The sequence below is a fragment of the Komarekiella delphini-convector SJRDD-AB1 genome (genome assembly GCF_014831675.1).
Classification (GTDB): Bacteria; Cyanobacteriota; Cyanobacteriia; order Cyanobacteriales; family Nostocaceae; genus Komarekiella.
The window spans coordinates 116,365-129,282 of sequence record NZ_VJXY01000002.1 but is presented as its reverse complement, the minus strand read 5'-3'; the positions used below and the strand labels follow the sequence as shown (position 1 = coordinate 129,282).

Sequence of the window (12,918 nt, the reverse complement as noted above, 5' to 3'; positions counted from 1 at the left end):
GGTCAACTCAGTGTAACCTCAGATACTCTATCCCGTCAGCTGGAAATACGGTGTACAGCGGGCAGTACAGTCCGCTGGTATAGGTGAAACCGATCGCCATAGCTGAGGATATGCAGACGTAAATTATGCACAGTAAGTGGTTCATCAGCACCGACATGCGGTTCGTTTGTATGTGTTACCTCAGTGGGGTCAACAATCGTCACGCTGCCTTTGCCCATAACTTGTAACCAACCATCGCGTTCAAATACAGCACAAGTATCTTCGTCAATACCGATGCCTAAGCGATCGGGATGAGCTGCGATCGCACTAATCAGCCGTCCCATACGATTACGGTTGTGAAAGTGTTGGTCAACAATCACTTCGGGAATAAATCCCAAACCCGTTGCCATATCGACTAGGGAACGATTTGGAGACTCTCCACTACCACCGCCAGCAATCATATGATGTCCCATCACTGCTGCTCCTGCACTGGTGCCAGCTAACGTTAATTGCCCTGCTCTCACCCGCTGTCGGATAATTTCCATCGCTGGCGTATCTGCCAATACGCCACAGAGGCGTAATTGATCTCCTCCTGTCAAAAATATCCCACTACAGGCTTCTAAGGATGCTTTGATTTGAGGGGTTTCACATTGTTCTCGTTCACGAATATCTAAAATTTCAACCTTCTCAGCACCCATTTCTTCAAAAATCCGAATATACCGACCACCGATGATGGCAGGTTCACGAGAGGCAGATGGAATAATTGTAATATAGGCCTTACTAGCACCGGCACGACCAAAAAAAGTTCGCAGGATATCACGTCCGTGAACTTTGTCTTCTGCGCCTCCGATGACCAGAACAGCGGTTTTAGTTGCTTGGGGTGTCCTCATTTCCAGCGATTTAGCTTTTAATTGCGGCATTGTGTTTCTCCTGTCAACAACTTCAGGTGAATTTAACAAGGTTTAGTAGCCTAATGACTTTTACGCTTTGCTTGTTTGAGAGGACACTTTTGTGAAGTTTGGAGCGGCGACTAAAGTTCTGATAGTTTAGAAGCCAACCCACCCTAGGGGTTAGCCCTTGGCGTTCTCGTAGAGTAGCCCTTCTCTACGAGAGGCTGCGCCAACGGGTTCGCTAGTCGCCTGCGGAGGAGCCAGTTGCTCATGGGGGAAACCCCGATGAGCAACTGGCGTTGGAAACCCTCCCCGAAGTTTGGAGCAGAGGCTTCCTTTGCTCCAACTTTTCTTCTCCTGCCAAAGACCAAGGCGAATGCAGCGCTGTCTCACCGCAGAAGCGTCTACAAACTTCTTGCTTTCACACGATGTCTCAGTTTTCATGTGTCCGTTACTGTTCCTCAAAGCCAGCGCCTTGTTTTTCACCTGTCTACTCTTTCCAGGCTGGCAAAATAGTGCTTGGTGGCTAGAATTACGCTCTGGGCTTGGGGGCGAGCAGGTCTTGACACGCTTTTTTCTGAGGCTGGCTCGATGCATCCTGGAAGTTGTTAACTTAATCGGATTAATAATTTAAATGTAGTTGTGACAATATTTAAACATAAATTAAGTAATTAGAAAAACTTTTGATCCTACCAAGAATCTAAGAGTTCTGGTACTTTTAGATACTATTGATCAAGTTTATCTGTACTCTTACCCGACATTGGCTTCTTGTGTTTGCTAGACATTCAAATTTAAGATTAGTGTCCTTGAATACGAATAACTGTGCGCTTTGATATAGTTACGCTGTTTCCTGACTGTTTTACCTCTGTTTTAAGTTCTGGGTTGCTGGGTAAAGCCTTAGCCAAACAGATCGCCCAAGTGCATCTGATTAATCCACGGGACTTTACCAACGATAAGCACCGGAAAGTAGATGATGAACCCTACGGCGGTGGTGTGGGGATGCTGATGAAGCCAGAACCCATTTTTACTGCTGTGGAGTCGCTGCCGATTTTACCTCGAAGAGAGGTCATTTTGATGAGTCCACAGGGTGAAACAATCAATCAACCACTGTTACGAGAATTAACGACAAATTATGACCAATTAGTAGTTATTTGTGGGCATTACGAAGGAGTAGATGAACGGGTACTGCATTTAGTCACTCGTGAGGTGTCTTTGGGTGATTTTATTTTGACAGGTGGAGAAATTCCAGCAATGGCTTTAATTAATGGTGTCGTGCGTCTCCTACCAGGAACCGTAGCCAAAAAGGAATCTCTAACAGCAGAAAGTTTTGAAGAAGGATTGTTGGACTATCCTCAGTACACTCGTCCAGCAAATTTTCGTGGGTTAAAAGTACCCGATGTCTTACTCTCTGGGAATCACGCCGCGATCGCTCAGTGGCGTTACGAGCAACAGCTCCAAAGAACACGCGATCGCCGTCCCGATTTGCTAAAGAAATGGGAGCAGGGAAGCAGGGGAGCAGAGGGAGCAGAGGGAGCAGGGGAAGCTGGGGGAGAGTGGGAGAGAGAATCAAACCAATGACCAATGACCAATGACAAATGACAAATGACAAAAAGATGAATATTCGTATTGGTAATGGCTACGATATCCACCGACTGGTAAGCGATCGCTCCTTAATTTTAGGAGGAATTCAGATACCTCATGAACTGGGTTTGTTAGGCCACAGTGACGCTGATGTGCTAACCCACGCGATTATGGATGCCATGCTTGGGGCATTATCTTTAGGGGATATTGGTCATTATTTTCCGCCTAGCGATCCGCAATGGGCAGGAGCCGATAGTTTAGTACTATTAACTCAAGTACATCAGCTGATTCGAGATCAAGGCTGGCAGATAGGAAATATTGACTCAGTAGTAGTAGCAGAACGTCCCAAATTAAAACCGCATATTCATCAGATGCGTGACAAGCTAGCAGCTATTTTAGAATTACAACCGAATCAAATTGGCATCAAAGCTACTACCAACGAAAAACTAGGCCCTGTTGGACGCGAAGAAGGAATTTGTGCTTATGCCGTTGTCTTGCTAGTTGCTTCAGAGTAACTTTTTTTTGCTGCATCAGTGAAGCTATACGCACGCCTGCATTCAAGTGAAAACAAAGTATTTTTAAGCGCTAATTCCAATGAATTTGGTAAGCGCGAAGTTACAGAAGTTTTGCGGTGTAATGGTGTTCAGTATTTTAATAAAACTCAAAACTTCCTCGGTTGGCTACAATTTCAGTCAAATTGATTCCACTATTAGTGTATTTAAATTATGAAATTTCCTAGTAGTATCCTTACTGTAATTAAGCGTTTTTGGTTGCCAATAAGTCTGACTGTGGTAACAGCACTCACAGTTACCGCCTGCAACCCAGCTAACTTCAAAAGCGCAGCCGCTCAAGTACCGCAATTGGTAAGTGGTATTCTCAGTGACCCCAAAACCTTTAACTACCCCCTCAGTCAGGAGTTTCCGAATGTTTTTCCTCTGATTTACGAGGGGTTAACCTCCGAAAACTATGAAACGGGTGAAGTTGAGCCTGTTTTAGCAGAATCCTGGCAATTTTCTGATGATAAATTAAAGATTGTTTTTACTCTGCGCCAGGGTTTGAAATGGTCTGACGGAAAGCCGCTGACAGTAGACGATGTGGTGTTTACTTATAACGAAATTTACTTCAATGAAGCAATCCCCACAGATGTTAGAGATGTCTTGAGAATTGGCGAAAGTCGGAAGCTGCCAATTGTGAGAAAAATTGACAATCGACGGGTTGAGTTTACTGTTCCAGAACCTTTTGCCCCCTTCCTGCGTAGTGCTACAGGATACCCAATTTTACCAGCCCATGCACTACGGGAATCGGTGAAAACAAAAGACGCTGAAGGTAAGCCAATATTTCTGTCAAAGTGGGGTGTTGATACTCCTCCCGACCAAATTATCGTTAACGGCCCCTACAAGCTAGAGCGCTATGACACTAGTCAACGTGTAGTGTTCCGACGCAATCCCTACTACTGGCGCAAAGGGCCTCAAGGAGAATCTCAACCTTATATTGAACGAATAGTGTGGCAAATTGTGGAATCAACAGATACCGCTTTACTACAATTTCGTTCTGGTGGGTTAGATACTCAGGCAGTTACACCAGATTACTTTTCTTTGCTAAAAGTGCAAGAAAAACAGGGTAATTTCAAAATCTATAATGGTGGGCCATCAACTGGTACAACCTTTGTTTTGTTCAATTTGAATAAAGGTAAAAGGGATGGAAAACCGCTAGTTGATCCAGTAAAGTCGCGTTGGTTTAATACTGTAGAATTTCGGCAGGCAGTAGCTTATGCGATTGATCGAGAGACAATGATTAATAATACTTTTCGCGGCTTGGGTACTCCACAAAATTCACCGATTACCGTGCAAAGCCCTTATTACCTTTCGCCTAAAGAAGGGCTAAAAGTCTACAATTATAATCTAGAAAAAGCGAGGGAACTGCTACTAAAAGCAGGATTCAAATATAACGACAGAAAGCAACTAGTAGATGCTCAAGGAAACCGCGTCCGCTTCTCATTGCTTACCAATGCTGGAAACAAGATCCGCGAAGCAATTGGCTCGCAAATTAAACAAGACTTAAGCAAAATTGGTATTCAAGTTGATTTCACTCCACTAGCATGGAATACTTATACAGACAAGCTTTCTAATTCCCTAGACTGGGAAGCTTCTATGTTAGGTCTGACTGGTGGTTTAGAACCAAACGATGGAGCTAACGTTTGGTATCCTGAAGGGGGATTGCACATGTTTAATCAGAAACCCCAACCAGGACAAAAGCCGATTCAAGGTTGGGAGGTGGCTCCTTGGGAAGCGCAAATTGGTAAGCTTTACATTCAAGCAGCAAGGGAATTAGATGAAGCAAAGCGCAAAGAAATTTATGCCGAAACTCAACGGATTACCCAGGAAAATTTGCCGTTTATTTACCTAGTTAACCCTCTATCATTGTCGGCGGTACGTAATCGTTTTGAAGGGATCAGATTCTCCGCCCTTGGTGGGGCATTCTGGAACATTTATGAAATCAAAGTAACGGATTAGTCAATAGTTTTTGGTCATTAGTTGTTGGACTATAAACTTTTAACTATGACTAAAAATAATTACCAATGACAAGTGACAAATGACAAATGACAAAACTTTGCGATCGCTCCTAGAAGCCGTTGCCAATGGTAAAGTTACCCCAGATATAGCATTAGATTCACTCAAGGACTTAGCTTATGAAAGAGTGGGTGATTTTGCCAAAATTGACCACCATCGTCAGCTAAGAACTGGTTTCCCAGAGGTAATATGGGGCCCTGGTAAGACATCTGAGCAGATTGCTCAAATTATGGAGGTGATGCGCCTCCGCAACCCGGTAGTAATGGCAACCCGCATTGAACCAGCAGTTTATGCCGCACTGCAACCAAAAGTTAGGGGGTTGCGATATTACGAATCAGCGCGAATTTGTGCGATCGCTCCTTCTATCATCGAACCACAGTTCGGGGGTGAAATCGGCATTCTCTCTGCTGGAACTGCTGATTTACCCGTCGCTGAAGAAGCCGCTGTTACAGCCGAACTTTCTGGTTTTTGCGTCCAACGCCTCTGGGATGTCGGCGTTGCTGGGATTCATCGTTTGCTAAGTAACCGCCACGTCATAGAGTCAGCATCAGTGTTGATTGTTGTGGCAGGGATGGAAGGCGCTTTACCCAGCGTCGTTGCGGGTTTGGCGAATTGTCCTGTGATTGCTGTTCCCACCAGCATCGGTTATGGCGCAAGTTTTGGCGGGTTAGCTCCCCTATTGACAATGCTTAATTCTTGTGCTGCCGGAGTAGGTGTAGTAAATATTGATAACGGTTTTGGTGCGGCAGTTTTGGCGGGGCAAATTTTGCGGACAGCCGAGAAATTGCGGTTGGCATCGCCAGCATCTTAGGTTATGACAGTGACGTAATTACCGCCAACGCTACGCGCGATCGCGGGAGTTACCTATCACATCGGCTACCCATAACTAACAAATGCAGCCAATACCCCTTAATCACCAAATATGAGCCACTACAGCGATTTGATATCTCAGTTACTTTGGCATTTGCCAGTAAATTTGATGGTGCTAGCGCAAACAATTACTGACCCAGACCTGATGGGTCAAATTCAAAAATCTTGGAGCCATTTTATACAGACAGGCCAAGTGTGGGCATTATTGATTGGTTTGGTCATTGGTTATATGATTCGGAATCTCACTAGCTATGGTTAAATTTAAAAGTTAGAAGTCGGGAGGCAGAAGGCAGAAGGCAGGAAGCAGAAGGTAGAAAATAAGAGATAGTATTTGTGTTTATTCTCCCCCTGCTCCCCCCACTCCCCCTGCTCCCCCTGCTTTCCCATCTCCCCTCTCCCCTCGTCTCTATGACCGAAAAACAAACTTGGAGCCAGCGGTTTGAATCATCGTTGCATCCGGCGATCGCTCTTTTTAATGCTAGTATCGGTTTCGATATTGAATTAATAGAATATGACCTGACTGGTTCTCAAGCTCATGCCAAAATGCTGGCTCACACGGGGATTATTTCCCCAGAAGAAGGAGAACAACTAGTTGCTGGTTTAGAACAAATTCGCCAGGAATACCGCCAAGGAAAATTTCAGCCTGGTGTCGATGCTGAAGATGTACATTTTGCAGTCGAACGGCGACTGACAGAAATTGTCGGGGATGTGGGTAAGAAACTGCATACTGCGCGATCGCGTAACGACCAAGTAGGCACAGACACTAGGCTTTATCTCCGCGACCAAATTCAACAAATTAAGAGCCAATTACGAGAATTTCAAACTGTCTTACTAGATATAGCTGAACAGCACATTGAAACTCTGATTCCTGGATATACTCACTTGCAACGTGCCCAACCGTTGAGTTTAGCGCACCACCTTTTGGCATATTTTCAAATGGCCAAACGCGACTGGGAACGCCTGGGAGATGTTTACCGCCGCGTGAATATCTCACCCTTGGGTTGCGGTGCTTTGGCGGGAACCACTTTCCCCATTGACCGCCACTATGCAGCCGAACTCTTGAACTTTGACAGCGTTTATGCTAACAGCTTGGATGGAGTGAGCGATCGCGATTTTGCGATCGAATTTTTGTGTGCTGCTAGCTTAATCATGGTTCACCTCAGCCGCCTTGCCGAAGAAGTCATTCTTTGGTCAACTGAAGAATTCCGCTTTGTCACCCTCAAAGATAGCTGTGCCACAGGTTCCAGTATCATGCCCCAAAAGAAAAACCCTGATGTACCAGAATTAGTACGGGGAAAAACGGGACGTGTATTCGGTCATCTCCAGGCAATGTTGGTGATCATGAAAGGGCTACCCCTGGCATACAACAAAGACTTGCAAGAAGATAAAGAAGGTCTATTTGATACTGTCAACACAGTCAAAGCCTGTCTAGAAGCAATGACAATTTTACTGCGGGAAGGTTTGGAATTTCGCACTCAACGCTTAGCAGAAGCCGTGACGGAAGATTTTTCCAATGCTACCGATGTCGCAGATTATCTAGCAGCGCGAGGCGTTCCTTTCCGGGAAGCCTACAACCTTGTGGGTAAAGTCGTAAAAACCAGTATTGCCGCAGGTAAACTTCTGAAAGATTTGAAATTGGAGGAGTGGCAAGAACTGCATCCAGCATTTGCAGCAGATATTTATGAAGCGATATCTCCCCGCCAAGTTGTTGCGGCGCGTAATAGTTACGGTGGTACTGGCTTTGCACAGGTAAGAAAAGCTTTCCTTGATGCTCGCGCTCAAATTTCTGAACAGCAAGAGTAGGGAAAGGAAGATTTTTCCCAATGTTTTAATTTAGATAGACATGAATAAACTAAAGTTTGTAGTTAGCGCTAAAGTACTAACTACAAGCTACCAACAGCATTCGACTAAATGTATCAATATCTGTTACTAGACCAACTGACTGGAGGTTCTCCAACGATCGCGCTCGATTTTGCTCAGAGAAAGAGTAGCACGCATCTTGAATCAAGACAGGAATATAGCCTAGATCAGCCGCATGGCGAACTGTGGGTTCGATCCCAAACTCTAGCACTGCTCCGGCGATCGCAACCGCTTCAATGCGGGCATCACGCAAGGCTAAATCAAGATATGATCCAACAAACGCTGACATTGTGAGTTTGTCAAATGCCACTTCTGACGGCAGTGGTTTCAATTCTGGGATAATAGCATGGGCTGGAGAATTAGGCAGAAAGTTCGGTTTAACTTGTGCAACATTAGCTACTCGCTGTAAAGCCATCGCGCCTTTGAGTTGCGAGACTCCAGCAACTTCAGTCGGTAATGTAGTGTGACGTGAGAAAAAAATCCGCATTTGATGAGATCGCGCCGCTTCGATAACTGTCTTTACCTGCTGAATCAACGCAGCACTATCGGGCAATTGTTGAGCGATCCCGACCTGCATATCGTAAACCAAAAGTGCCATTTTTTGAGGACTACACACATCCTCTAGGGTCATGGGAATATTAAGCCCAAAAGCGGTTTGCATGATTAACTCCTAACAGCTGCAAAGAAATCTTGAGCACGTGTTTGAGCGTAGTATTGAGCGAACTCTTCATAAGTAGTAGCAGGATGACGAGTGAGAGTTGCGATCGCGTTAGTTACAGCAGACCCAGCCCCCTGTTTCCAACAATCAAATAACTCGAACTCAGCGTCTAAATACCATTCCGGTTCTCCATTGGCAAGTCGCGCAGCTTTAAGATCTGCGGGCGGAAGATCGACATACGCCACAGTTCGACCGAGTGCTTTTGCAAAAATGTCCGCGATTTCATTAAATGTAATTGCTTGAGATCCGGTCAAGATATAACTCTTGTTTTCATGTCCTGGTTCAGTTAGACAAACCCCCACCACAGCAGCCACATTACGAGCATCAACATGAGAGATTTTGGTATCTCCAACGCAATTGTAAATTGAGCCACTTTGCGCGATCGTTTGAGCAAACCAGCGCATATTCTGCATCAACATATTCGGGCGGAGGTGCGTCCATGCTATCCCTGACTGCTCTAAATGTTGTTCAATCTGGCGATGCCATTTCTGAAATGTACTCGGCAATTCACCTGCTCCCATTACTGAAAGTTTTACAACTTGTTGTATGCCTGCTTGTTTTGCAGCATCAATGAACGTGCATTCTAGTTCCACTTGATTAGGCAAATTAGGCAACACTAAAAATGCTTTTTCGATACCTTGCAAAGCTGCGTCCAGAGTTTCAGGTTGTGATAAGTTACCGATTGCCAGTTCTACCCCTTGCTGTGCTAGGTTAGTTGCCTTTTTCGGGTCGCGTACTAGTCCTCGAATTGAAGCTTTCCGTTCAAGGAGATAGTGAACTACCTCGCCGCCAATATTTCCGGTTGCGCCAGTTACAAGAATTGTCATCTCAAGTTCTCCTTGGCTAAAGAAATCTTTAAAATTTGAGACGTAGCCAATGTTAAAAGAGCCGCATCATGCGTGGCATTATTATACTAAGTCTTGGTGGAAACCAAGATAGCTGTCAGCAGGCTTCTTAAAATAGCTGGCATTGCTGTAAGTATTGGAGCTAGTAAAATCTTTATTAGACAAATCACGTCTCTACTGACGACTGAAGTCACATAACTAGTGATTCTTTATTCTTGTCTAATACTTAGTTACCAATAAATAAAGGCGTACATTTGTACGCCTTTATCACTAAAAGATTCAAAGAGCAAGGATTATAATAGGCAACTTACTCAGTATCAGCTGCTGCTGCGCCTTCTTCTTCCTCACTCTTAGGTGGTCTTTGTTGGAACCTTCTCTGCATTCTTCCTGTCGTAGTCCGTTTACGAAACTTTCTGGCATACGCCTGGTTCCGTAGCGCCTTTTCTTTTTTCGGGTTACGGCGCTTGGCCATGTTCACCTCATTAATAAACAACAAAAAAGGGAGCAACTAGGCATCACGTAGGCAATATCAGCTACCAATGTTATTGATATGCTTTTAGCCTAGTTCAGCAATTAATAAACTTTTAACAGTATACTAGTCTACCGTGTTTTCCTAGGCTATGTCAATACTACTTTAGAAATATGTACTTGGTAGCTAAACAAAAATACCTTTTATGAGATTAAAATAGGTTAGCTATATGTAAATTAGTTAACTAGTTGTTGCGGCTCTTTAAACTACTTGATATTTGATTAAAATAAACTTTAATTAGGAAATAGTAGAGAGTTAAAATTACCAATTAAGTCTTAAGAGTTAATGCAAGCAATGAAATTATGTAATTTAGATTTTTTATATTAATTTTCTGAATCAGTACTGCAAAACTAGTATTGATAGCTGCTGTGAGCAAGGCTAATACTGGCTATCTAATGAAATTGATGCATTAATGAATGTTATGTATATATATACACAGTACATTTATTTAAACCTGATGTTAGAATTAACAATATTCTACGGAAAACCTTAGAATAAAATCCCAAATCACAAACATTTTTGTATAAAACAAAACTCAACTAACATTTTATTAGTTGATTGTTATGTAAGTGTTAGGGAATTATAGAGTACAACACAAAAATTTGAAGATTGAACGTTCTTGCTTTTTTTGCGGCAGCTGTACAGTCCACACGTACCCTATGGCGCTATGGACAAACAGTACTGGGTATCATATTTCGGCATCCCATTACTGGCACTAGTATCATTCCGATTTTACCAGATGGTCGCATTGTACTGATTCGGCGACGCGACGATGGTCGCTGGGCATTGCCGGGAGGTATGGTGGACTGGGGAGAAGATATTCCTAGTACAATTCGCCGGGAGTTGAAGGAGGAAACTGGACTTGAATTAGTTGAAATTCGGCGTTTAGTTGGAGTTTACTCCGCGCCAGACCGCGATCCTAGAATCCATTCAATTTGTGTTGTGGTTGAGGCCCAAGTGCATGGGACAATGGAGGTTCAGGATACTTTGGAAGTCATAGAAATCCAGGCTTTCCCTGTCAATTCTCTGCCTCCAGGACAAATGTCTCACGACCACACAAGGCAGTTGCAAGACTATTTGAATGGGCTGACAACACTAGCATAAAACTATTTTGTCATTGGTCATTTGTCCTGTGCCAATTCCTAATGACTAATGACTAGTATTCTAAAAGTTAACTACTAAATTAAATATGGATACGCTATTCCGTAACTCCCGGAGAAAGCTTTCGCAAGGGCTAATATTCTGGCGTGAAGTTGGTGAAGGAACTCCTGTCATTTTTTTACATGGTGCTTGGAATGATAGCAGTCAATGGATATCTGTTATGAAATCGCTCTCACAAGATTTCCATTGCTTCTCACCTGATTTACTAGGGTTTGGTGAATCAGAGAATCCTAATATTCACCATTCAATTGATTTACAAGTCGAATGTCTATCTGAGTTTCTACAAGCAGTGAAACTAGAAAAGGTATATTTAGTAGGACATTCTCTTGGGGGTTGGGTTGCTGCTAGCTATACTCTCAAGTATCCAGAGAAAGTTGATGGTGTGGTACTGTTAGCACCAGAAGGTGTAGAAATACAAGGACAAGAAGAGTATTGTCGGAAAATGCGGCGATTACTAAACTATCCGCCATTAGTAGTTAAACTGTTGCGATCGCTAACTCCCTTGACTAAAATCCTGGGTTGGTATGAGAAAATTGCCCAAGACTTGCAGTTACGTCAGGAGTTATCACCATATCCTATAGCTTGCCAATTACTTTTCAAAAGAAAGCAAGCAGAAATTGAAGCGGAATTACTGCAAAAGCGGCTTTATATGATAGAAGTCCCAGTTTTAATTTTACAAGGTGGTCAAGATACACCAGATGCTCTAGCTAAAAGTCGGGTTTATGCTCAACTAACTGCGAAGGTCGAGTTGAAAATGATTCCTCATGCAGGAAATGATTTACCAGAATCTTGTGCTGAGGTTGTGGCGGTCGATATTCGGGACTTTATTAAAGGGAATTGAGTATTAAAACATTAATAATTTAGTTAGATGGAAGCGGGTTACGTATTGCTTCTAAAAAAATGGTGAGATTAATTAAACTAAATCATTGAGAGTTTGCTGCCAATCTGCTATATCTATACCTTTGCTCTCAAAGCGTGATATGTGTTTTAAATTTGTTGTCACAACTATCACTTCATCAAAACTCTTCAATTGGAGAATTGCCTGAGCGGCAAGAATTACATCACCATCCAAGCTATCATTGCTTGCGGTAGGCTTTCCCAGTTTTCGTACCCATGCCCATAACTCGGCTGCTTTTTGCATCGTTTCGGGAGTTAGGGGTATGAGACAAATTTGGCTAAGTTTATTGAGGCGGTTTATACTCTTTAAATTTCCTTGTCTCAATAGTTCACGCCGAAGTTCATAATCGGCTATTTCTGGCACACGTATAACAGTTTTATTTTCTCGCAAAAATTTCAACCACTCTTGTACTTTTGAGTATATTTTTGGATGCGTTACTTTACTCAAGGGATGAGTATCTAATAATATGACTCTAATCATCTTTACTATTATACTGACAGCTTATTCTGAGTTAAAGCTGCCTCAATTTGAGAATACTTTTCCTCATCGTATCCTGATTCATCAGCCATCCATTCATCAACTAGTTCTATTACCTGTTCTAAAGAATCATCCTCTTTTGCTTCCGATTCAGATAATTGGACAACTTGATGCCTTAATTCTCGTAACGAGTATAGGAAGCGATTTGTTGCATTTGTTATTGGTGGGTTTATGGTTGTAAGTGGAGCAAGGATATCAACGTCGCTATTCTCATTATGAATGAATGTAAATTTACGATAACTCCCATGAGCAGCAGTATTAGGAATTTTAACGTTACCCAATGGCAACGATTGCCTCTCAATCAAGGCATCGACTCTTGCCCTAACTGCTAGCAATTCAGCTAAAGAAAGGGCATCCAATTGCTGCATAATCACATCTAACTGTGAAGTTTGAGGCATAATGTCACCAAAGCTAAACTTCTCTCTTAATTCTAAGCTATCCGTGCTTTGGCTTATCTGCTGGTCGTGAAAATTCAGATTC

At 43.1% G+C, this 12,918-nt stretch carries 15 protein-coding genes; 8 read left to right on the top strand and 7 right to left on the bottom strand.

Features of this window, described 5'->3' with window-relative positions:
* Positions 1 to 35: 35 nt before the first annotated feature.
* Together FNW02_RS03295 and FNW02_RS03290 are read right to left on the bottom strand one after the other, a co-directional pair.
* Positions 36 to 899, bottom strand: coding sequence for a cyanophycinase (locus FNW02_RS03295; RefSeq protein WP_191756164.1), 864 nt, complete (start codon positions 897 to 899; stop codon positions 36 to 38).
* 150 nt (positions 900 to 1,049) lie between these two features.
* Positions 1,050 to 1,355 (bottom strand): hypothetical protein, encoded by a 306-nt coding sequence (locus tag FNW02_RS03290; RefSeq protein WP_191756163.1) that lies wholly within the window; start codon positions 1,353 to 1,355, stop codon positions 1,050 to 1,052.
* A 336-nt stretch (positions 1,356 to 1,691) separates the two neighbouring features.
* Between FNW02_RS03290 and trmD the strand changes: the two genes are divergently transcribed.
* The 6 genes from trmD to argH all read left to right on the top strand — a co-directional run bounded on the left by trmD (position 1,692) and on the right by argH (position 7,693).
* Positions 1,692 to 2,447 carry a tRNA (guanosine(37)-N1)-methyltransferase TrmD gene (trmD, locus tag FNW02_RS03285; protein WP_191756162.1) on the top strand — a complete coding sequence of 252 codons (756 nt, stop codon included), beginning with the start codon at positions 1,692 to 1,694 and terminating at the stop codon, positions 2,445 to 2,447.
* Between the two features lie 35 nt (positions 2,448 to 2,482).
* Positions 2,483 to 2,965 carry a 2-C-methyl-D-erythritol 2,4-cyclodiphosphate synthase gene (gene ispF, locus FNW02_RS03280; protein ID WP_191756276.1) on the top strand — a complete coding sequence of 161 codons (483 nt, stop codon included), beginning with the start codon at positions 2,483 to 2,485 and terminating at the stop codon, positions 2,963 to 2,965.
* A gap of 210 nt (positions 2,966 to 3,175) precedes the next feature.
* Entirely contained in the window at positions 3,176 to 4,963 is a 1,788-nt protein-coding gene (locus FNW02_RS03275; RefSeq protein ID WP_191756161.1) for an ABC transporter substrate-binding protein, read from the top strand.
* A 79-nt stretch (positions 4,964 to 5,042) separates the two neighbouring features.
* Complete coding sequence (larB, locus tag FNW02_RS03270; RefSeq protein ID WP_191756160.1) at positions 5,043 to 5,831, top strand: nickel pincer cofactor biosynthesis protein LarB; 789 nt, start codon at positions 5,043 to 5,045, stop codon at positions 5,829 to 5,831.
* 111 nt (positions 5,832 to 5,942) lie between these two features.
* On the top strand, positions 5,943 to 6,149 hold the full coding sequence (locus FNW02_RS03265) for a hypothetical protein (RefSeq protein WP_191756159.1): 207 nt from the start codon (positions 5,943 to 5,945) through the stop codon (positions 6,147 to 6,149).
* 149 nt (positions 6,150 to 6,298) lie between these two features.
* On the top strand, positions 6,299 to 7,693 hold the full coding sequence (gene argH, locus FNW02_RS03260; RefSeq protein ID WP_191756158.1) for an argininosuccinate lyase: 1,395 nt from the start codon (positions 6,299 to 6,301) through the stop codon (positions 7,691 to 7,693).
* A gap of 76 nt (positions 7,694 to 7,769) precedes the next feature.
* On the opposite strand, the gene FNW02_RS03255 is transcribed toward argH, so the two are convergent.
* From FNW02_RS03255 to FNW02_RS03245, 3 genes are all read right to left on the bottom strand, one after another.
* Entirely contained in the window at positions 7,770 to 8,411 is a 642-nt protein-coding gene (locus FNW02_RS03255) for a cysteine hydrolase family protein (RefSeq protein WP_191756157.1), read from the bottom strand.
* A 2-nt stretch (positions 8,412 to 8,413) separates the two neighbouring features.
* Complete coding sequence (locus FNW02_RS03250; protein ID WP_191756156.1) at positions 8,414 to 9,295, bottom strand: SDR family oxidoreductase; 882 nt, start codon at positions 9,293 to 9,295, stop codon at positions 8,414 to 8,416.
* 325 nt (positions 9,296 to 9,620) lie between these two features.
* Complete coding sequence (locus FNW02_RS03245; RefSeq protein WP_167407613.1) at positions 9,621 to 9,785, bottom strand: hypothetical protein; 165 nt, start codon at positions 9,783 to 9,785, stop codon at positions 9,621 to 9,623.
* Between the two features lie 666 nt (positions 9,786 to 10,451).
* On the opposite strand from FNW02_RS03245, the gene FNW02_RS03240 reads away from it, so the two are divergent.
* Together FNW02_RS03240 and FNW02_RS03235 are read left to right on the top strand one after the other, a co-directional pair.
* On the top strand, positions 10,452 to 10,946 hold the full coding sequence (locus FNW02_RS03240) for an NUDIX domain-containing protein (protein WP_191756155.1): 495 nt from the start codon (positions 10,452 to 10,454) through the stop codon (positions 10,944 to 10,946).
* Positions 10,947 to 11,031: 85 nt separating this feature from the next.
* The gene (locus FNW02_RS03235; RefSeq protein ID WP_191756154.1) at positions 11,032 to 11,844 is read left to right on the top strand and encodes an alpha/beta fold hydrolase; all 813 of its coding nucleotides are present in this window, start codon (positions 11,032 to 11,034) and stop codon (positions 11,842 to 11,844) included.
* Positions 11,845 to 11,916: 72 nt separating this feature from the next.
* On the opposite strand, the gene FNW02_RS03230 is transcribed toward FNW02_RS03235, so the two are convergent.
* Positions 11,917 to 12,381 (bottom strand): type II toxin-antitoxin system VapC family toxin, encoded by a 465-nt coding sequence (locus FNW02_RS03230; RefSeq protein ID WP_191756153.1) that lies wholly within the window; start codon positions 12,379 to 12,381, stop codon positions 11,917 to 11,919.
* 8 nt (positions 12,382 to 12,389) lie between these two features.
* Positions 12,390 to 12,836: a hypothetical protein gene (locus FNW02_RS03225; RefSeq protein ID WP_191756275.1), complete on the bottom strand. Its 447-nt coding sequence runs from the start codon at positions 12,834 to 12,836 to the stop codon at positions 12,390 to 12,392.
* Between the last annotated feature and the right edge of the window lie 82 nt (positions 12,837 to 12,918).